Below are 18,945 nucleotides of genomic sequence, written 5' to 3' on the forward strand. Positions count from 1 at the left end.
ACACAGACCATGTCGTTCACCCGCCCCGCCCCGACCAGCCCCGGCACCGCGCCCATGTCCACGCCCGCTCCCAGGCTGGACCTGAGCCCCGGCGCACCCCCGATCCTGCACGTCCCCACCCCCGCACCGGCCGAACTGCCGGCCTGGGCGGCCGCACAGCGCCACACCCTGCACGGCCTCGTCACCGAGCACGGCGCAGTCCTCGTCCGCGGGCTCGGCCTGTGCGACTCCGCGCAAGCGGCTGCCGTCTTCGGTCAATTGGTGCCCGCCCTGATGGCCGACACCGAGACCTTCGCCCCCCGTCAGACCCACGCCCCCGGCGTGTACTCCTCCACGGTGTGGCCGGCCAACCAGCCCATGTGCATGCACCACGAGCTCAGCTACACCCACAGCCCTCCCGGTCTGATGCTGCTGGCCTGCCTGACGGCGCCCGCCGAGGGCGGAGCCACCGCCCTCGCGGACTCGGCCACCGTCCTGGACGCCCTGCCGCCGGAACTCGTCCACCGGTTCGAAGAGGAAGGCTGGCTGCTCACCCGGACCTACAACGACGACATCGGCGCCTCCTGGACCGAGGCATTCGGCACCGAGGACCCGGCCGCCGTCGAGAACTACTGCCGCGCCAACTCCATCGAGTTCACCTGGCAGGGCGACGGCAGCCTGCGCACCAGCCAGCGCCGCCCCGCCGTCGTGCGCCATCCGGTCACCGGCCGGCGCTGCTGGTTCAACCAGATCGCGTTCCTCAACGAGTGGACCCTGGCGCCCGAGATCCGGGAGTACCTCGTCGACGTCTACGGACCCGAAGCCCTGCCGTTCAACACCCGCTTCGGCGACGGCGCTCCGATCAGCGAGGACATGGTCGAGCTGATCAACACGGTCTACGCCGAGCACACCGTCCGCGAGCCGTGGCAGTCCGGCGACCTCATGCTCATCGACAACATCCGTACCGCCCACAGCAGGGAAGCGTTCGAGCCGCCGCGCGAGGTCCTCGTCGCCATGGCCGCACCGCACGCCCCGGCCTCCTTGCCGCCCACCCCGACCGCAGCCTCCGAGGGGAGCACCCGATGACCACCGTCCGCCCCACCCCCACGCAGTCCCCCCTGTCCGACCCGGTCGCGGCGTCACCGCAGTTCACCGTGCCGCCGTTCGCCGTGATCCCCGGAGCACAGGTCCAACACACCCTCCAGGGCCAGGAACGCCAGATCATGGAGCTGATCGAGGACACCTACCACCTCCACTCCGTGGGGCAGTCGGTGAACCCGCCGTCGTACTTCCTGCGCTTCCCCGACCGCCCGACGGCCCGCATCATCGCGCTGCCCGCATCGATCGGCGGACAGGCGCGGGTGGACGGCCTCAAGTGGATCTCCAGCTTCCCCGGCAACGTGCAGGCCGGCCTCCCCAGGGCCTCGGCGGTGCTCATCCTCAACGACCACGACACCGGCTACCCGTTCGCCTGCCTGGAGAGCTCCATCATCAGCGCCACCCGGACCGCCGCGATGGCCGCATCGGCGGCCCGCACGCTCAGCCGACACCGGGGGACACGACCGGCCCGCGTCGGATTCTTCGGCACAGGCCTCATCGCCCGCTACATCCACACCTTCCTGGCCGCGACCGGCTGGTCCTTCGACGAGATCGGCGTGCACGACATCTCCGCCGACAGCGCGGCCGGCTTCCAGAGCTACCTGCAAGGAACGGACACGACCACCCGGATCACCGTGCACGACAGCCCCGAAGCGCTGATCCGCTCCAGCGACCTGCTCGTCTTCGCCACCATCGCCGACCGGCCGCACATCACCGACCCGGCGTGGTTCGACCACAACCCCCTGGTCCTGCACGTGTCGCTGCGCGACCTCGCCCCCGAGATCCTGCTCGCCCCGACCAACATCGTCGACGACATCGAGCACTGCCTGAAGGCCGACACCTCCCCCCACCTGGCCGAACAGCTCACCGGGAACCGCGAGTTCCTGGCCGGCACGCTGCACGACGTGACGACGGGCCGCGCGGCGCTGCCGCAGGACCGGCCGGTGGTGTTCTCGCCCTTCGGTCTGGGCGTGCTCGACCTCGCCGTCGGCAAACACGTCTACGACGAGGCGGCCCGCACCGGACAGCTCCAGGTCATCGACGGCTTCTTCCACGAGCTCCGGCGATACGGCTGAGGGGCCCCCGAGCGGCGGCCCGCCTGGCGGGCAACCTGCTCGGTGCGGCGAACGAGACGCGACAGCGGCGGAGTTGAGCCAGTCCCCGCGGCCTCGGCGGCTTGTCCCTGGTGAGGGTCCCAGCGGCTATGTAATGTCACACCGCATGATGGTCTTACGTCGTGCGGTGTCGGCCGCTGCCCTCCTCGCCACGCTCCTGCCCGTGTCCGTCGCCTCGCCCGCACACGCGGCCGACGGCGTGTCCGCCTGCCGCCCCCCGGCCCCGGTCACCCTCGACGCCGAACAGGAACGGCTCGCGGACGCCCGTACCACCGCCCTGGTCGAGCGAGCCGGCCTCGGGGACTTCGTACGGCGCCTTCCCGCCGCCCTGTGCGCGACGCGCGGCCCCGCCGAGGCCGAACGGCTCCTCGACTCCTGGGGCCAGGCCCTGTGGCAGGCCTCCGTACGCAGGGCCCAGGGACAGCGGCCCGGCGGCGACCTCGCCCCCGGGGACGACCGGCCTCTGTACTGGGCGCGGCTCGGCATGACCGCCGTACTCGCCCGCTGGCAACCGCAGTTCAGCATCGACCGGGCTGCGCTCCGCGCCCGCTTCGAGGACGCCTCCCGCGGCCTCACCGACAACGCCTTCCGGCCGGCGCCCGGCGTCCGAAGGATCTTCATCAGCGGATTCGATCCCTTCGGCCTCGACGCGGAGATCCGCCGCGCCAACCCGTCCGGATCGGCGGCCCTCCAGCTCAACGGGCGGCGCGTGACCCTCGCGGACGGCAGCCCCGCCGAGATCCGCGCCGTCGTCCTGCCCGTGCGGTACGCCGACTTCGACGCCGGCATGGTGGAGCGGGCCTTCGCCCCGCGGCTGGCCGCCGGGCCCGCCTCGGCCCACATCATCACCACCGTCAGCCAGGGCTACCCCGGCATCTTCACCCTGGAGGACTGGGCCGGACGGGCGCGGTCCGCCGACCCGTACCCCGACAACGCGCGCACCCTCTCCGGCGGCACCCGCGAACGTCCGGTGACGGCCCCCGGACTCGGCCCCGGCCCTGAGTTCATCCGCACCACCCTGCCCGCCGACGCGGTGACCGCCGCCGTGCAGACCCCGTATCCCGTCCTCCTCAACACCGAGGTGACCGAGATCCCGGCGGGCGCCACCGCTCCCGTCGACCGGCCCGACGGCCCCACACCGGGCTCCCGGGCCGTGGCCGGGGGCGGGGGCGGCTACCTGTCCAACGAGGTCGCCTACCGCTCCAACCGGCTGCGCGCCGAACTCGCCCCGCACCTGCCCGGCGGCCACCTCCACACCCCGGTGCTCACCGGTCTGCCGGCCGACCCCCAACTGCTCACCGGGCCCGAGTTCGAACGCAACGAGAGCGCGATCACCGCGGAGGTCCGCGCGGTCCTCGAACACGCCGCCGTACGGCGTTAGCCGCCGCCCCGCCCGCGGTGCGTCACCCGCCATGGGGGAGGATGGCAGCCCGTTCAGGATGCGTACATACGCCCGAACGCGCCTTACAGCACAACGAACTGACAGGTGACAAGGTGACCACACACCTCATACGACGGTCGGCAGCGCCCCTCGCCACGCCCCCGGGCCGGCGCCGCGCAGCGGAGGGGGTCCGTTGAACCGGGATCTCGTGCTGCACGACTGGCTGGTCGCGGGGATCGCGCTGGCGGCGGGCGCCGCGGCCGGGCTGCTCCTGCGGGCCCTCCTGCGGTGGCTGGGCCGGCACGCCGAGCGGACCCGGTGGCGGGGCGACGACATCATCGTCGAGGCGCTGCGCACCATCGCCCCGGGCGCCGCGCTCATCGCGGGCGCCGCGGTGGCCGCCACGACCCTGCCGCTCACCGCGCGGGTCTCGGGGATCGTGAACCAGTCCCTGACCGCGCTGCTCATCCTCATCGCCACGCTCAGCACCGCGCGGGTCGTCGCGGGCCTCGTCCAGTCCGTGGCGGGGGCGCGCACCGGGGTGGCCGGATCGGCGTCCATCTTCGTCAACATCACCCGGATCGTGGTCCTCGTGATGGGCGTGCTCGTCGCCCTGGAGACCCTCGGCGTGTCCATCGCGCCCCTGGTCACCGCCCTCGGAGTGGGCGGCCTGGCCGTGGCCCTGGCCCTCCAGGACACCCTCGCCAACCTCTTCGCCGGAGTGCACATCCTCGCCTCGAAGACCGTGCAGCCCGGTGACTACATCCGGCTCACCAGCGGCGAGGAGGGGTACGTCGTCGACATCAACTGGCGCAACACCGTGGTACGCAACCTGTCGAACAACCTGGTCATCATTCCCAACGGCCGCCTCGCGCGGACGAACATGACCAACTTCACCCAGCCGGAGGCCAAGTTCTCGATCCTGGTCCAGGTGGGAGTGGGCTACGAGAGCGACCTGGAGCACGTCGAGCGAGTGACCCTCGACGTCGTCGACGGCGTGATGGCCGACATCAGCGGCGCGGTCCCGGAGCACGAAGCGGCCGTCCGCTTCCACACGTTCGCGGACTCCCGCATCGACTTCACCGTGATCCTGGGTGTGGGCGAGTTCAGCGACCAGTACCGGATCAAGCACGAGTTCATCAAGCGGCTGCACCGGCGGTTCCGCGCGGAGGGCATCTCCATCCCCGCCCCGACACGTACGGTCGCCCTGCGGCAGGAGGAGTTCCCGGCACCGGCCTCGCAGGTGCCGGTGCCGGTGCCGGTGCCCCACCAGCGCGGGGCGTCACCGACGGTCCTCACGGACAGCGGTCGCTAGTGCTGTGGCCGGAAAGGTTCACCGGGTCGCGGCCCCCGGCACGGCACCTCGCCGCGTTGCCGGGCCACTCGAGTACGTCCGGTACGAGCCGTGGCCCTCCGCCTTGCGATGCACCGCACCGGACGCCGCGACCCGGCAAACCTTCCCGGCCACAGCACTAGAGCGCCGTACGCCGACGCCCGCCGGACGCGAAGGACGTGGTCACGCCGAGCCGACCGTGGCGGTCGGCTTCGCCACCGAGAGCGGCTCGGCGATGTCCTCCAGCGAGCGGCGCTCGGCCTTGACCGCCAGGAAGGCCGCCACGACGCCGGCGGCGCACATCAGCGCCGCGCCGATCCGGAAGGCGAGGGCCGTGTCGCCGACCACCCCCGACTCGGTGAGGTCGGCGAAGATCAGCGGGCCGCTGATGCCGCCGGCCGCGGTGCCGAGGGCGTAGAAGAAGGCGATGGCCATGGCGCGGGTCTCCATGGGGAAGATCTCCGAGACGGTCAGGTACGCGCTGGAGGCGCCCGCCGACGCGAAGAACAGCACCACGCACCACCAGGCCGTCATGCTCGTCGCCGTGAGCGAACCGCGGTCGAACTGCCAGGCCGTGACGAACAGGAGCACGCCCGAGATCAGGTAGGTGGAGGAGATCATGATCCGGCGGCCGAGCGTGTCGAACAGCTTGCCCAGCAGCAGGGGTCCGAGGAAGTTGCCCGCGGCGATGACGGCGAAGTAGTAGCCGGTGTGGCCCGTCGGCACGTCGAAGAACGTGATGAGGATGGTGCCGAAGCCGAAGGTGACGGCGTTGTAGAGGAACGCCTGGCCGATGAAGAGGGACAGGCCGAGGAAGGCCCGGCGCGGGTAGCGGCCGAAGACCGTCTTGGCGATCAGGCCGAAGCCGATGCTTTTGCGCTGGTGGATGGTGATCTCACCGGCCGGCGGCGGGAGGGGTTCGCCCTTCTCCTGCTCGATCTCCCGCTCCACGGACGACACCAGTGCCTCGGCGTCCTCCTCCTTGCCGTGGATGAACTGCCAGCGTGGGCTCTCCGGGACGTGCCGGCGTACGAGCAGGATGACGAGGCCGAGGACGACGCCGAGCGCGAAACTGAGCCGCCAGCCGAGGTCCGCGGGGAAGATGGCGGTGTCCAGCAACACGACGGACAGCAGGGCGCCGCCGATCGCCCCCAGCCAGTAGCTGCCGTTGATGATGAGGTCGACCCGGCCCCGGTAGAGGGACGGGATCAGCTCGTCGATCGCCGAGTTGATGGCCGCGTACTCACCGCCGATACCGAAGCCGGTGAGGAAGCGGAAGAGGAAGAACCACCAGGACTCGAAGGACAGCGCGGTCATCGCGGTCGCGCCCAGGTAGACGGCCAAGGTCACCATGAAGAGCTTCTTGCGGCCGTAGCGGTCCGTCAGCCATCCGAAGAAGAGCGCGCCCGTGCAGGCGCCCGCCACGTAGAGGGCGGCGGCGATACCGGTCACCTGGGCGGCGGTGATGTCGAGGCCGCTGCCTTCCTCGGCGAGGCGGCCGGCGACGTTGCCGACGATGGTGACCTCGAGTCCGTCGAGGATCCAGACGGTGCCGAGGCCGATCACGATCATCCAGTGCCACCGGGACCACGGCAGGCGGTCGAGGCGGGCCGGCACGGCTGTGGTGACGGTGGCCGCGGTGGCCGGCACGGACGCCGGCGACGAGTCGGATGCCATATTTTTCCCCGTTCCCTCCATCTCGAACGACCTTGCCGTGCCGGGTTCCCGCGAACCCGTCGGACATGCGGTCCCCGTCACGGACGGCTGCCCGCGCGTCCCGCCCGTGGCCGCACGCGGCCCAGGGCGTTCCCGTGATCGGCTCGACGGCGGAGGCGAGTCCCAGCTTGCGCGCAGTCTCCGGACCTACCCGCCGCGACACACCCGCGCGGCGTCCACGTCGGCCCCGCCCCCGGGGGTCGCCGCCGCCCCGACGACGCGGATGAGGCTGAGCGCAACTCGGTGGCATCCCGAGTGCCGATCGGGAAGGCTGGGGCGCATGGTTTCGATATTGCAGAACGTGGCGATCGACTGCGCGGACGCCTACGAGCTGGCGCGGTTCTGGAGCGGCGTGACGGGCCGTCCGATGCATCCGGACGTCAGGCCGGGGGACCGGGAGACGCAGGTGCTGTTGGCGGAGGGCCCGGTGCTGTACTTCAACCAGGTGCCCGAGGCCAAGACGATCAAGAACCGCATCCACCTGTGCCTGCGCCCTGAGACCTCGCGCGATCAGGAGGTGGACCGGCTGCTGGCCCTCGGCGCCACCTTCGTCGCTGACCACCGGAACCCCGACGGCTCGGGCTGGGCGGTCCTCGCCGATCCCGAAGGCAACGAATTCTGCGTTCTGCGCAGTGAGTCCGACAGGGTGCCGCGATAGGGCTGCGCCCGTAGAACCTTCGCACCTCTCCACAACCTCCGCTTCGGCCACCCCGACGAAGCGGCGGCCTGGCTGGCGTCCCCTATCCGATCCGTCGGGCCGGCCCGACGGCGCCTTCGTACCGCGGTGGGGGCCGCGGCTCGCTCCCGTGCCCCGCGCCGCTGCCGGCCACCCGTGCGGCCTATCACCTCGCAGCCGGGCGCCGATCGACGCCTGTTGATGCAGGGACGGGTGTGTGCGCCGTGGTACGGGATATCAGAAGCCAAAACGGGCCATGATCGCGAAAGGTGCCGCCTGTGTCTCAGGAGCAACGCAAACGGGGGCAAAGGATGCGGCTGCCCGTGAAGGCGGCCCTGCCCGGCCGCCACCCGCAGGAGGAAAAGCCGCCCGTCACCGACCGGGTGGTCTTCGGCGTGACGGCCGTGCTGACCTTGGGCTTCGTGATCTGGGGCGTCACGGCCACCAGTGCCCTGGAGAGCGTCTCCGACACCCTGCTGAACGGCCTGATGCACAACGGCGGCTGGGCGTTCGTCCTGGCCGCCTCCGGGTTCGTCGTCTTCGCGCTCTGGCTCGCCATCAGCCGGTACGGACGGATCGAGCTGGGACAGGAGCACGAGAAGCCGGAGTTCAGCACCGTCTCCTGGGTCGCCATGATGTTCAGCGCCGGCATGGGCATCGGCCTGATGTTCTACGGCGTCAGCGAACCCCTCGCGCACTACACCACCCCGCCGCCGGGCACCGACCCCGCGGACGCGGCGGACGCCATGCAGACGGCCCTCGCCACCACCCTCTTCCACTGGACGCTGCACCCGTGGGCCATCTACGCGGTCGTCGGCCTGGCCATCGCCTACAGCACCTTCCGGCGCCGCAGGCGGCAGACGATCAGCGCCGTCTTCGTCCCCCTCCTCGGGAAGAAGCGCGCCGAGGGCGCGCCCGGCCGGGTGATCGACATCCTGGCGATCTTCGCCACGCTGTTCGGCTCCGCCACGTCCCTCGGACTCGGCGCGCTCCAGATCGGCAGCGGCATGCACGAGGTGGGCTGGCTGGGCAAGGCCGGGACGGGGCTGCTCGTCGCCATCATCGGCGTACTGACCGTCTGCTTCGTCTTCTCCGCCGTCTCCGGCGTGGAGAAGGGCATCCAGTGGCTCTCCAACATCAACATGGTGCTGGCCGTCATCCTCGCCCTCTTCGTGTTCGTCGTCGGTCCCACCATCCTGGTCCTCGACCTGATCCCCACCTCCCTCGCCGCCTACTTCGACGAGCTGCCCCAGCTGATCGGCCGCACCGAGGCGTCCACCGGCGGCGGTGACGTCGCGGACTGGCTGAGCAGCTGGACGGTCTTCTACTGGGCCTGGTGGATCTCCTGGACGCCGTTCGTCGGCATGTTCATCGCCCGCATCAGCCGGGGCCGCACGATCCGCCAGTTCGTCGGCGGCGTCATCCTGGTGCCCAGCACCGTGAGCCTGGTCTGGTTCGCCGTCTTCGGCGGTACGGCCATGCGGCTGAAGGAGCAGGGAGCCCTCGGCGAGGCGACCACGCCCGAGGCGCAGCTCTTCGGCGTGCTCCAGGAGTTCCCGATCGCCGGGGTGATGAGCCTGCTCGTGATGGTCCTGGTCGGCATCTTCTTCGTCTCCGGCGCGGACGCGGCGTCGATCGTGATGGGCACCCTCTCCCAGAAGGGCACCTTCGAGCCGGCTCGGTCCATCGTCGTCTTCTGGGGCGTGGTGACCGGCGGCGTGGCGGCGGTGATGCTGCTCGTCGGCGAGGGCAAGGGCGACGCGCTCGCGGGCCTGCAACACCTGACGATCCTCGTCGCCGCCCCGTTCGTCCTGGTGATGATCGGCATGTGCTGGGCCCTCCTGCGGGACCTCCGTCGGGACCCCCTGATCGTCCGTAGCGAACTCGCCGAGGAGGCGGTGGAGGAAGCCGTGATCGCCGGTCACGAGAAGTACGCGGGCGAGTTCGAGATCCGCATCGGCCCGGCCAAGGACGAGCCCCCCAGGGAGACGAAGGAAGACCGCGGCCGCGAAGACCCGGGAACCCCGCCCCCGTCGCCCTGAGGCGCACCCCGCACGCGTCGGCCCGGCCGGTCTGCGCACCGGGCCGTCGTCCGTCGGGGCGGAAGACTGAGCGGAACAGCCGTGCGCCGTGCGCAGAATGAGGGCATCCACTGCCCGTGCCGAACCGAGAGTGACTGCCATGCACCAGCTTCCCGCGGACCCGACGGTGCTCCACCCGATGCCCGACCAGCCGCGCGTGGTTCTGCTGAAGCCGCTGGTGACCTCGCCGCTGATCGAGGTCGGGGAGTACTCGTACTACGACGACCCGCAGGATCCGACCGCGTTCGAGTCCCGCAACGTGCTCTACCACTACGGTCCGGAGAGGCTGGTCATCGGGAAGTTCTGCGCGCTGGGTGCCGGGGTGCGGTTCATCATGAACGGTGCCAACCACCGGATGGACGGCCCCTCCACCTTCCCGTTCCCCATCATGGGGGGATCCTGGGCCGAGCACTTCGACCTGCTGGCCGGTCTGCCAGGCAGGGGTGACACCGTCGTCGGCAACGACGTCTGGTTCGGCTACCACACCATGGTGATGCCCGGGGTGCGCATCGGGCACGGCGCGGTCATCGCGTCCGGCGCCGTGGTCGTGGACGACGTCCCCGACTACGGCATTGTCGGCGGCAACCCGGCCAAACTCATCCGTACCCGCTACAGCGAAGACGAGATCGCCCGTCTGCTCGACCTCGCCTGGTGGGACTGGCCCGCGGACCACCTCACCGCACACATCCGGACCATCATGTCCGGCACCGTCGACGACCTCGAAGAGATCGCACCACGGGCCTGAGCCGGCCCACCGGCCACGTGTTCCACGGGGTGCGGAACCTCGACCCTCCCAGCGGGGTGGTGCTGCGGAGGGCGGCGGCTCGGGGACGAGATGCCCTGACCGGCCGGCGACGGGATCGGCGATGACCGATGAGTTCCTCCGTGATCCGCAGTCATAGAGCATGGTGGGTGCGCCACGGCCACGAGCGTGGCCGAAGCGTGCACCGGCCGAACCTGCCGAGAACAGACACGAGAAACCGAGGATCCCCAGATGCGTACGCTGATCAGCACCGCCTTCGTCTCCCTCGACGGTGTAGTCGAGGGCCCCGGCGGCGAGCCCGGCTACCGGAACTCCGGCTGGACCTTCAAGGACATCGAGTTCCTCCCCGAGGCCTACGAGATCAAGGGCCGCGAGCAGAAGGAAGTCACCGCGATGCTGCTGGGCCGGGCCAGCTACGAGGCGTTCAGCGCGGTGTGGCCGGACATGGAGGACTTCGCCGACTACAAGGAAATGCCGAAGTACGTCGTCTCCACCACCCTTGCCGAGGACGACCTGGTGGCGAACTGGGGTGAGACGACGATCCTGCGCTCACTCGACGAGGTCGCCGCCCTGAAGGAGACCGAGGGCGGGCCGATCATCGTCCACGGCAGCGCTTCCCTGAACCAGGCCCTCTCGGACGCCGGCCTGATCGACCGTTACCACCTCCTCGTCTTCCCGCTGCTGCTCGGGGCGGGCAAGCGTCTCTTCAGCACCACGGACAAGGACGCCCAGAAGCTGAAGCTCGTCGAGCACGAGGTGTACGCCAACGGCCTGCAGAAGAACGTCTTCGACGTCGTCCGCTGACACGGTGTCCGCCGGCCGTGCCGTCGCGACCCCTGCGCAGAACGCACGAGTTTGCGGACAGGCCCTGTCCGCAAAGGGGGGCACTCTGGGGTTGTCGGCCCACCGACCCCGACAGCAGCGCTAGGCTCCGGACAGCCCGTCCGGGGCCGGGCGCCTCCCACTCGTACCAGCGAAAGGACGGCCCTGACGGCCTCGGCCGCCGCCGGCCCGCGCATGACGACTTCCCGACCGAGGATCACCGACGAGCAGCGGCGCGCCCGCCTCGGCACCGCCCACCTCCTGGCCCCCGCGGCGCGGGCGGCGACGCCCGAGCAGGTCGCCGATGCCCTCCTCGCCCTGCACGCCACGGACCCGGCCACCGTCTACCTGGCGGTGGCCGCCCGCATGACCGATCCGGCGCCGGCGCGCCTGGAGCGGGCCTTGTACGAGGAGCGGAGCCTGCTGCGGATGCTGTGCATGCGCCGCACCATGTTCGTGGTGCCCCGCGACCTGGCGCCCGTGGTCGACGCGTCGACCGCGAGGACCGTCGCGGCCCGGGAGCGCAGAGGCCTCCTGAAGGCGCTGGGGGAGCAGCACGGCCACGGCGAGGAGTGGCTGGCCGCCGCCGAGGAGGAGGTCCTCGAGGCGCTGGCCGACTTCGGCGAAGCCACCGCCGCCGAGCTCGCGGCCGCCGTGCCCGTCCTGCGCACCCAGATCATGGTCTCGCCCGGAAAGCCGTATCAGGCGACACCCCGCATCACGAGCCGGGTGCTCGGCGTGATGGCCGCGCAAGGCCGCATCCGGCGCGGGCGCCCGTTGGGCACCTGGGCGTCCTCGCAGTTCCGCTGGTCGCCGGCCGAACCCCATCCCGACCTCCCGGCCGACGACGCCCGTGCCGAACTCTGTACCCGCTACCTGCGCTCCTTCGGCCCCTCGACCACCGAGGACGTCACGTGGTGGACCGGCTGGACCCTTACGGACACCCGCCGGGCCCTGGCCCGCACCCCAGCCGTGGCGGTCGACCTCGCCCACGGTCCTGGCCATGCCCTTCCCGACCAGCTCGACCTGCCCTCCGCAGCCGAACCCGCCGCTGCCCTGCTGCCCTCCCTGGACCCCACCGCCATGGGCTGGCGACACCGCGACTGGTACCTCGACCCAAACCTCGTTCCCGAACTCTTCGACGCCTCCGGCAACATCGGCCCCACCATCTGGTGGGACGGCCGCATCGTCGGGGGCTGGGCCCAGCGTCCGGACGGCGAGATCGCCACCCACCTGCTCACACCCGAAGGCGGCACCAGGGCGGCACGGGCGGCGATCGCCACCGAGACGGCCCGCCTGGCCGCGTTCCTCGGGGAGATCCGCATCCGGCCCAGCCTGCGCACTCCCCTCGAACGCCGGCTGGCCGGCGGCTGACCGCGCCGCGCCCGTTCCCGTGCGCGCGTCAGGGGGGTGTGGGGGAGGAGCGCCGGAGGCGGTCCAGGCGGCGGATGCCGGGGGTGGCGGCCGTGCCGTGCAGGAACACCGAGAGCAGGACGGTGAACGATACGACGGCCCACAGCTGCCCTGCCCACGCGCCGAGGTGTTCGCTGTGGCCGAGGGCGTAGGCGACGTAGAACAAGGATCCGATGCCGCGGATCCCGAACACGGCTGTGACCAGGCGTTCGCGGGGGCCGGCCACCGTGCCCAGGAGGCCCACCCATCCGGCGGCGGGCCGGACGACCAGGACCAGGAGCAGCCCGACGACAGCGCCCTGCCACGTCAGCGAAGGCAGGCCGTACCGGACGAGGTAGCCCCCGAGCAGGAAGAGCAGGAAGACGGTCAGCAGTCGTTCGATCTGTTCGGTGAACTCGTGCAGCACCTTGTGGTAGCCGTGGGCGCGTTCGGCGGACCGGATGGAGCAGGCCGTGACGAAGACGGCGAGGAACCCGTAGCCGTGCAGCAGTTCGGCCGCTCCGTACGCCACGAACGTGGCGCCGAGCGCGACGAAGCCCTCCATGTGCTCCGACAGCCGCAGCGCCCAAGGGCGGGCCCGGAAGAACAGCAGGCCCAGCAGCCGTCCGGCGGTGATACCGACGGCGAGGCCGACGACGGTCCGGACCAGTACGTCGAGGAGGAACCACTTCCCGATCCAGTCCGTCGCCCCCGCCCCCTGGGAGGCCGCGGCGAGTGCGAGGGCGGCCAGTACGAACGGGAAGGCGAGTCCGTCGTTGAGCCCCGCCTCGGCGGTGAGGGAGAACCGGACCTCGTCCTCGTCGTCCTCCGCGTCGGTCGGCTCGCCCACCCGGACCTCCGCCGCGAGAACCGGGTCCGTCGGCGACAGCACGGCCGCCAGCAGTAGCGCCGCGGCGAGCGGCCACTGGAGCAGCAGCGCCGCTGCCGCGGCCATCACGGCGATGGTCAGCGGCATGCTGATCCCCAGCAGCCGCCAGGGGCCCATCCAGCGCCGCCAGCCGACGGGACGGTTCAGCGCGAGCCCGGCTCCCATCAGGGAGACGATGACGCACAGCTCGGTGGCGTGCTCGACCCACAGCCGGTCCCGCACGGGTTCCACCACCGGCACGGACAGCGGAAGGGCCGCGGCCAGAGCCCCGGCGGCGAGGAACACCATCGGCATGGACAGCGGTCGGCGGAAGACGAGCCGGGGGAGCACGGCGGCGCCCAGCGCACCGATTCCCATGGCCAGGTACACGGCGTCGGAGAAGGTCACCCGTCCCATCCTGTCCGAAACGGATCAGTTCATGAGGGACCGCGACAGGCAGATCCGACGCGGTTTCGGGGAACGTGCGGCGCAGGCCGGGCGGACCGGTCGGTGCCTGGTCAGGTGGGGTGCCATTGGTGTGGCGGGGCGCCGCGCCACTCCACCAGCTGTGGATCGTCGAGCACGTTCTCCGGTTCGATCACCCCGGCGGCCTCGAGGAAGACGATCAGGTCGTGGTCCGATCGGGCGAGGCCGAGGGGCGCGTCGTGTCCCTCGCGGTGCAGCGTGATCTGTCGGCCGCCGTCCGGGGCGGGCGGGTGCACGACGACGGGGGCGGGGGTCATGCCTCCAGGATGCGACGGAGGCGGGGTGACGACCATGCCTCAGAGGCCGCCTGTCGGGCCCCCGGCTCGCCGGGGCGGGTCGGTTTCGGATGTCGGCCGGTCATGGTGCGCGGCTCCCGGGCAGGCCGGATTGGCGCAGGGTGCGTCGGCGTACAGCGGGACGTACACGCCCATCGTCTTGTACCGCTGGACCGTCGCGGGCAGAGGCTGCCGGCAGGACGGGCAGAGGCTGCCGGGGCGGGTCGCCGCAGGGTGCTTTTCTTGGTACATGTATCGACTTTACGTCCGCTTTGCTGCGTTTTGAAGAGCCCTTTGGGTCGGCGGTCAGTCGGCGGTGTGCGCGGGCTCGTCACTGTCGGGTGGCGGCGGCCGCAGCAGGCTCAGGGCCACGGACACGGCGAGGACGACGACGATCACGGCGAGGCTGATCGGCGAAGGGATTTCCGGGATCGCCGGGCTGATCAGCTTGTGCGAGGCCTGCAGGATCAGCTTCACGCCGATGAAGGCGAGGATGAGCGCCAGCCCCTTGCCGAGGTAGTGGAAGCGGTCCAGCATGCCGGCCAGCATGAAGTACAGCGCCCGCAGCCCGAGGATGGCGAACGCGTTGCTGCTGTAGACGATGAAGGCGTCGCTGCTCACCGCGAGCACGGCCGGCACGCTGTCCACGGCGAAGACCAGGTCCGCCGCCTCGATCGCGGCCACCACCGCCAGCAGCGGGGTCGCGACCCGTCTCCCCGCCTCCTTGACGAAGAACTTCGTCCCGACGTACTCGTCCCGGACGGGCATGATCTTCCGCAGCAGTCGGACCGCGATGCTCCGTCCGGGGTCGAAGCTGTCCTCCTCCTCCCGGAGGATCTTGTACGTGCTGTAGAAGAGGATGGCGGCGAAGACGTAGAGGACGGCCGTGAACCGGCTGACGACCGCGACACCGGCGGCGAGGAACAGGCCCCGGAACACCAGGGCGCCCAGCACTCCGAGGAACAGCACGCGGTGCTGGTAGGCCCGTGGGACCTTGAAATAGCCGAAGATCAGGGCGAAGACGAAGAGGTTGTCGACCGACAGGCTCTTCTCCAGCAGCCAGGCCGTGGTGTACTCGACCCCGGCCTGCGTGCCCACGATGGCGAAGACGGCGCCGCCGAAGGCAAGCGCCAGCCCGACCCACATCCCGCTCCACGCGGCCGCCTCGCGGAAGCCGATGACGTGTGCCTCCCGGTGGGCAAGCAGATCTACCGCCAGCGACACCAGGACGGTGACGGCGAAGACGATCCACAGCCAATAGGGCACATCGTGCACGGCGAGCCCCCGTGGGACGGCGGGTACGGTGCCCCCCCCTCACGTACGAGTCTGAGGGATCGGCGCCGGGTTGTCTTCCGACCGGCCGGAGAAGGCCTGCCGGCCAGGCACCGGAGCCCGTGCCCGGCCCGCGTCCGCGACCTGCGCCGCACGTGCGACGACCCCGGCCGGGCCTCCCTACCGATGGGGGAAGGGGCCCGGGGCGCCCTCCGCGTCAGTCGTCGACGTCGTCGTTGAAGCGGTTGGTGCAGGCCTGCTGTTCCTGCTGCGTCTGGGCCTTGTCGAGGCAGGACCTCAGGTCCTTGCCCTCGTCGGAGTTGAGGAGGGACACCCCGACGGCGACCAGGATTCCCGCGATGACCACGGTCACGGCACCCAGGGTCAGGCCGGTGATGGCCATGCCGCGGCCGCCGGCGCCGCCGCGGGCCCTGCGCAGGGCGGCGATGCCCAGACCGATGGCCACGAGGGCCAGGGGGATGCCCACGAACCACAGCCACAGCAGCAGCAGGGACGCGATGCCGGTGACCAGCGCGGCCACGGCCATGCCGTTGCGGGCCGTGCCCGGCGCGGGCGCGGAGGCGTGAGCGGGCTGAGTGGTGGGGCCGGTGCTGTCGGGGGAGCGGTACGCGTCGGACATGGGACGGTTCCCTTCATGGGTCGGCTGCTGGCCAACTGCGGTGCGAAGCAGTGTGGTTCAGCCCGTCTGCCACGGTCCCGCCCCGGCAAACCCACCGCAGGGGCGCGCGCGTCCCGCCACCGGTGGCGAACGCGCGCGCCTGTGCCTCCCCGACGCCATGGACACCGAAGCCGCCACCGGCACCCGGGAACTCGCCCGGCGTACCGACACCCGGGTGAAATCGGGCTCCGCCGCGGCGATGAGTCCGCGGGCACCGGCAGGTCTATCTCTTGACGGAGACGAACCGACTCACCGGGAGCAAGCCATGGGCCTCATCCACATCGAGATGTTCGCGACCCTCGACCTCGTCGGGCAGGCGCCCGGCGGACCCGACGAGGACCCGGCGGGGTTCCCGTTCGGCGGCTGGCAGGCGCCCCTGCTGGACGAGGTCGCCGGGACGCAGATCGGTGCCGCGTACGAGGGCACGGACGCCCTCCTGCTCGGCCGGCGGACCTACGACATCTTCGCCGCCTTCTGGCCCCACCAGAAGGGCGGCGAGGACGGCGAGATCGCCGCGCTCTTCAACAGCGTCCCGAAGTACGTGGCCTCCCGCGGCCGGCCCGACCTCGCGTGGGCCGGGTCCACCCAGCTCGGCCCCGACCTCGCCGACGCGGTGCGCGAGATCCGTGACCGGCACGAGAACGTGAAGGTCGTCGGCAGCCTGAACCTCGTGCAGACCCTCCTGCGGGAGAAGCTCTTCGACCGCCTCGACCTCTGGCTGCACCCGATCGTGCTCGGCGTCGGCAAGAAGGTCTTCGACGATGGCGCGGTGCCCACCAACGTCACCCTCCTCGCACCACCGGCAGCCGGCCCGAAGGGCACCGTGTACCTCCGCTACGGACTCGCCGACGGCATTCCGGCGACGGGAGACATGAGCGCACCCGACCGCGGCGCCAAGACCGACGGCTGAACCCACCCCACCACAGGGCACGCTTCCGCCACGCGGGCGGCTAGAGCCATTTGTTGCGCCGCAGAGCCCGGTAGATGACCGTGCAGGCCGTCACGATGAGGATCCAGACGGCCGGGTAGCCGTACGGGGAGCGGAGTTCGGGCATGTGGTCGAAGTTCATGCCGTACACGCCGACGATCATGGTGGGAACCGCGACCAGGGCCGCCCAGGCGCTGATACGGCGCATGTCGGCGTTCTGCTGGACGCCGAGCTGGGCGATGCTGGCACCGAGCATCCCCGTGATCAGCTCGTCGAAGGACAGGATCTGTTCGCTGACCCGGTGGTGGTGGTCGGCGACGTCCCTGAAGTACGTGGCCACGTCCTTCGGGATCTGCGGGACGCTGCCCTCGCTGAGACGCTGCAGCGCCGGCGCCAGCGGCATGACGGCGCGCTTGAATTCCAGGAGTTCGCGTTTGAGCTGGTAGATGCGCCCGGCGTCCACCGGCCGGTCCGGGGAGAAGACCTCGCTCTCCAGGGTGTCGACATCGCCGGCGAAGGCGTCCGCCACGTCGAGGTAGCGGTCGACGACCATGTCCGCGACCGCGTGCAGGACGGCCGCGGGTCCGCAGCCCAGCTGCCGCGGATCCCCCTGGAGCTGCTGCCGTACGCCGTCCAGGGACGGAGCGCTGCCGTGGCGCACGGTGATGGCGTACCCGGGGCCGGCGAAGACCATGATCTCGCCCGTGTCGACGATCTCACTGGTCGCGGTGACCTGATCATGGTCGACGTAGACGATCGTCTTCAGAACCAGGAACAGCATGTCCCCGTAGCGCTCCAGCTTGGGCCGCTGATGGGCGTGGACGGCGTCCTCGACCGCCAGCGGGTGCAGGCCGAAGGCCTCGGCAACCTCCTGCAGCTGCGCTTCGCTCGGCTCGTACAAGCCGATCCACGCGAACCGCCCGGCCTCGGGATCTATCCGCTCCAGGATCCTGCCCAGGTTCACCTGCCCGGGGATCCGCTTGCCGTTCTCGTACAGAGCGCAGTCCACCACCGCCGACGGCAGGCCCCCGCCGTCGTTCCCGTACCGCGCCGCCATGTGCTGCCTCTTGTCTGCCGTCGGACGTTCAGGCAGGCAATTTACCCGCGACCAGCGAATGATCACCTCGCCCGGCCGAGCCCGGCCGGCAGGAGCGCCGCCGGGTGGTGCGCTTCATCCAGCAGACCATCCACCACGCCACCAGGCCGACGGAGAGGGGTCATGCCGCAGCCGAGCTGGGACCAGCGCATCGCCGTCCGGCCGGAGCCGATGCGGGGCGGGCCGGATCCAGGTTGTCCTTACCTGTTCGAGGGGTCCACATGACCCGAGGCGTCCGGGGCCGACCGGGGCGGCCGCGAGGGCACCGGACCCGGTCCGCGCAGCAGCAGGACGGTGCAGTCACCGGCCTCGAAGCGCTCGGTGTGCCGCCACCCCTCGCGGAGCAGGCCGATCTCGGTGTCGTCCAGGCAGATCCCGCGCAGCTCCGCCCGGTGCCGGTCGGCGTGCGGGGTGATCACGCACAGGACGCCCTCGGGAGCGAGCAACGCGGCGAGTGCGGCCACGACGCGGGTGCGGTCGGGCAGATGGGCGAGGGCCCGCCGCATGGTGATGAGCCGGTACCCGCCCTCGGGCGCGAGGGCGGCGACGTCCCCGATGGTGACGTCGAGCAGGTGGTAGGCGATCCGGTCAGACACGGTCGCGGTCGCGCGCTCGATGGCGGACCGCGCCCAGTCCACCGCATCGACCCGGTACCCGACCTCGGCGAGGAACCGCGCCAGCCCGCCGGTCCCGCAGGCGACCTCCAGTGCCCGGGCATCCTGTGCCTCCTCCGGCAGAGCCAGGTGTTCGCTGAGGACGCGCCTCTCGGTGTCGGTGAGCGGCCGGAAGTCGCGGCCGCCGTCGTAGTGCGCGTGCCAGTCCTGCATGGTCGGTGTGGCGATCATGTGGCGGGTGCCTTCCTCCGGGGTGTCCTTTTTTGCTCAGCGGCCACTCCAAGAACACCGCCCCGAAGACGGACGCCTTCGGCAGGGTGGCGGCGAACTCCTCGGGCGGGAGCAACTCCTTGCTCACGACGCGCTCTACT

At 71.1% G+C, this 18,945-nt stretch carries 17 protein-coding genes; 10 read left to right on the forward strand and 7 right to left on the reverse strand.

Translation table 11 applies throughout. The annotated features are described in order from the left end of the window. Positions 1-54 precede the first annotated feature (54 nt). The 4 genes from BGK67_RS31825 to BGK67_RS31840 all read left to right on the forward strand — a co-directional run bounded on the left by BGK67_RS31825 (position 55) and on the right by BGK67_RS31840 (position 4,888). Positions 55-1,065, forward strand: a complete 1,011-nt coding sequence (locus tag BGK67_RS31825) for a TauD/TfdA family dioxygenase (RefSeq protein WP_069924265.1) — start codon at positions 55-57, stop codon at positions 1,063-1,065. Continuing rightward, the gene (sbnB, locus tag BGK67_RS31830) at positions 1,062-2,153 is read left to right on the forward strand and encodes a 2,3-diaminopropionate biosynthesis protein SbnB (RefSeq protein ID WP_069923299.1); all 1,092 of its coding nucleotides are present in this window, start codon (positions 1,062-1,064) and stop codon (positions 2,151-2,153) included. The genes BGK67_RS31825 and sbnB overlap by 4 nt, the downstream gene beginning before the upstream one ends. Positions 2,154-2,319: 166 nt before the next feature. Beyond that, positions 2,320-3,573, forward strand: coding sequence for a C15 family peptidase (locus BGK67_RS31835; protein ID WP_107488901.1), 1,254 nt, complete (start codon positions 2,320-2,322; stop codon positions 3,571-3,573). A 193-nt stretch (positions 3,574-3,766) separates the two neighbouring features. After that, positions 3,767-4,888, forward strand: coding sequence for a mechanosensitive ion channel family protein (locus tag BGK67_RS31840; RefSeq protein WP_069923301.1), 1,122 nt, complete (start codon positions 3,767-3,769; stop codon positions 4,886-4,888). Positions 4,889-5,089: 201 nt separating this feature from the next. Here BGK67_RS31840 and BGK67_RS31845 read toward each other — a convergent pair whose 3' ends face one another. After that, a complete protein-coding gene (locus tag BGK67_RS31845; protein ID WP_069923302.1) occupies positions 5,090-6,583 on the reverse strand; it encodes an MFS transporter in 1,494 nt (497 codons plus the stop codon). Positions 6,584-6,902: 319 nt separating this feature from the next. Between BGK67_RS31845 and BGK67_RS31850 the strand changes: the two genes are divergently transcribed. The 5 genes from BGK67_RS31850 to BGK67_RS31870 all read left to right on the forward strand — a co-directional run bounded on the left by BGK67_RS31850 (position 6,903) and on the right by BGK67_RS31870 (position 12,338). Next, a complete protein-coding gene (locus tag BGK67_RS31850; RefSeq protein ID WP_069923303.1) occupies positions 6,903-7,280 on the forward strand; it encodes a VOC family protein in 378 nt (125 codons plus the stop codon). 329 nt (positions 7,281-7,609) lie between these two features. Continuing rightward, positions 7,610-9,340, forward strand: coding sequence for a BCCT family transporter (locus BGK67_RS31855; RefSeq protein WP_208948770.1), 1,731 nt, complete (start codon positions 7,610-7,612; stop codon positions 9,338-9,340). A gap of 139 nt (positions 9,341-9,479) precedes the next feature. Beyond that, positions 9,480-10,124: a CatB-related O-acetyltransferase gene (locus BGK67_RS31860; protein ID WP_069923304.1), complete on the forward strand. Its 645-nt coding sequence runs from the start codon at positions 9,480-9,482 to the stop codon at positions 10,122-10,124. A gap of 249 nt (positions 10,125-10,373) precedes the next feature. Then, positions 10,374-10,946: a dihydrofolate reductase family protein gene (locus tag BGK67_RS31865; RefSeq protein ID WP_069923305.1), complete on the forward strand. Its 573-nt coding sequence runs from the start codon at positions 10,374-10,376 to the stop codon at positions 10,944-10,946. Positions 10,947-11,159: 213 nt separating this feature from the next. Then, complete coding sequence (locus BGK67_RS31870) at positions 11,160-12,338, forward strand: winged helix DNA-binding domain-containing protein (protein ID WP_069923306.1); 1,179 nt, start codon at positions 11,160-11,162, stop codon at positions 12,336-12,338. 28 nt (positions 12,339-12,366) lie between these two features. On the opposite strand, the gene BGK67_RS31875 is transcribed toward BGK67_RS31870, so the two are convergent. The 4 genes from BGK67_RS31875 to BGK67_RS31890 all read right to left on the reverse strand — a co-directional run bounded on the left by BGK67_RS31875 (position 12,367) and on the right by BGK67_RS31890 (position 15,897). Next, the gene (locus BGK67_RS31875; protein WP_079154489.1) at positions 12,367-13,641 is read right to left on the reverse strand and encodes a cation:proton antiporter domain-containing protein; all 1,275 of its coding nucleotides are present in this window, start codon (positions 13,639-13,641) and stop codon (positions 12,367-12,369) included. Positions 13,642-13,742: 101 nt separating this feature from the next. Beyond that, entirely contained in the window at positions 13,743-13,967 is a 225-nt protein-coding gene (locus BGK67_RS31880; protein ID WP_069923308.1) for a hypothetical protein, read from the reverse strand. Positions 13,968-14,291: 324 nt separating this feature from the next. Next, a complete protein-coding gene (locus BGK67_RS31885; RefSeq protein WP_069923309.1) occupies positions 14,292-15,260 on the reverse strand; it encodes a TerC family protein in 969 nt (322 codons plus the stop codon). Positions 15,261-15,474: 214 nt separating this feature from the next. After that, positions 15,475-15,897, reverse strand: a complete 423-nt coding sequence (locus BGK67_RS31890; protein ID WP_069923310.1) for a DUF4190 domain-containing protein — start codon at positions 15,895-15,897, stop codon at positions 15,475-15,477. 304 nt (positions 15,898-16,201) lie between these two features. Between BGK67_RS31890 and BGK67_RS31895 the strand changes: the two genes are divergently transcribed. Further along, the gene (locus BGK67_RS31895) at positions 16,202-16,846 is read left to right on the forward strand and encodes a dihydrofolate reductase family protein (RefSeq protein WP_069923311.1); all 645 of its coding nucleotides are present in this window, start codon (positions 16,202-16,204) and stop codon (positions 16,844-16,846) included. Between the two features lie 40 nt (positions 16,847-16,886). Here the strand turns inward: BGK67_RS31895 and BGK67_RS31900 are convergent, their stop codons facing one another. Continuing rightward, positions 16,887-17,921 carry a magnesium and cobalt transport protein CorA gene (locus BGK67_RS31900; RefSeq protein ID WP_069923312.1) on the reverse strand — a complete coding sequence of 345 codons (1,035 nt, stop codon included), beginning with the start codon at positions 17,919-17,921 and terminating at the stop codon, positions 16,887-16,889. A gap of 239 nt (positions 17,922-18,160) precedes the next feature. Continuing rightward, a complete protein-coding gene (locus BGK67_RS31905) occupies positions 18,161-18,805 on the reverse strand; it encodes a class I SAM-dependent methyltransferase (protein WP_069923313.1) in 645 nt (214 codons plus the stop codon). Between the last annotated feature and the right edge of the window lie 140 nt (positions 18,806-18,945).

It is taken from the genome of Streptomyces subrutilus (genome assembly GCF_001746425.1).
Lineage (GTDB): Bacteria > Actinomycetota > Actinomycetes > Streptomycetales > Streptomycetaceae > Streptomyces > Streptomyces subrutilus_A.

Bases quoted from the DNA above. Each gene is read 5' to 3' on its own strand.
- BGK67_RS31895 (WP_069923311.1), top strand. From the start codon at position 16,202: ATGGGCCTCATCCACATCGAGATGTTCGCGACCCTCGACCTCGTCGGG.
- BGK67_RS31880 (WP_069923308.1), bottom strand. From the start codon at position 13,967: ATGACCCCCGCCCCCGTCGTCGTGCACCCGCCCGCCCCGGACGGCGGC.
- BGK67_RS31870 (WP_069923306.1), top strand. From the start codon at position 11,160: ATGACGACTTCCCGACCGAGGATCACCGACGAGCAGCGGCGCGCCCGC.
- BGK67_RS31905 (WP_069923313.1), bottom strand. From the start codon at position 18,805: ATGATCGCCACACCGACCATGCAGGACTGGCACGCGCACTACGACGGC.
- BGK67_RS31850 (WP_069923303.1), top strand. From the start codon at position 6,903: ATGGTTTCGATATTGCAGAACGTGGCGATCGACTGCGCGGACGCCTAC.
- BGK67_RS31825 (WP_069924265.1), top strand. From the start codon at position 55: ATGTCCACGCCCGCTCCCAGGCTGGACCTGAGCCCCGGCGCACCCCCG.
- BGK67_RS31845 (WP_069923302.1), bottom strand. From the start codon at position 6,583: ATGGCATCCGACTCGTCGCCGGCGTCCGTGCCGGCCACCGCGGCCACC.
- BGK67_RS31865 (WP_069923305.1), top strand. From the start codon at position 10,374: ATGCGTACGCTGATCAGCACCGCCTTCGTCTCCCTCGACGGTGTAGTC.
- BGK67_RS31855 (WP_208948770.1), top strand. From the start codon at position 7,610: ATGCGGCTGCCCGTGAAGGCGGCCCTGCCCGGCCGCCACCCGCAGGAG.
- sbnB (WP_069923299.1), top strand. From the start codon at position 1,062: ATGACCACCGTCCGCCCCACCCCCACGCAGTCCCCCCTGTCCGACCCG.
- BGK67_RS31860 (WP_069923304.1), top strand. From the start codon at position 9,480: ATGCACCAGCTTCCCGCGGACCCGACGGTGCTCCACCCGATGCCCGAC.
- BGK67_RS31890 (WP_069923310.1), bottom strand. From the start codon at position 15,897: ATGTCCGACGCGTACCGCTCCCCCGACAGCACCGGCCCCACCACTCAG.
- BGK67_RS31900 (WP_069923312.1), bottom strand. From the start codon at position 17,921: ATGGCGGCGCGGTACGGGAACGACGGCGGGGGCCTGCCGTCGGCGGTG.
- BGK67_RS31875 (WP_079154489.1), bottom strand. From the start codon at position 13,641: ATGGGACGGGTGACCTTCTCCGACGCCGTGTACCTGGCCATGGGAATC.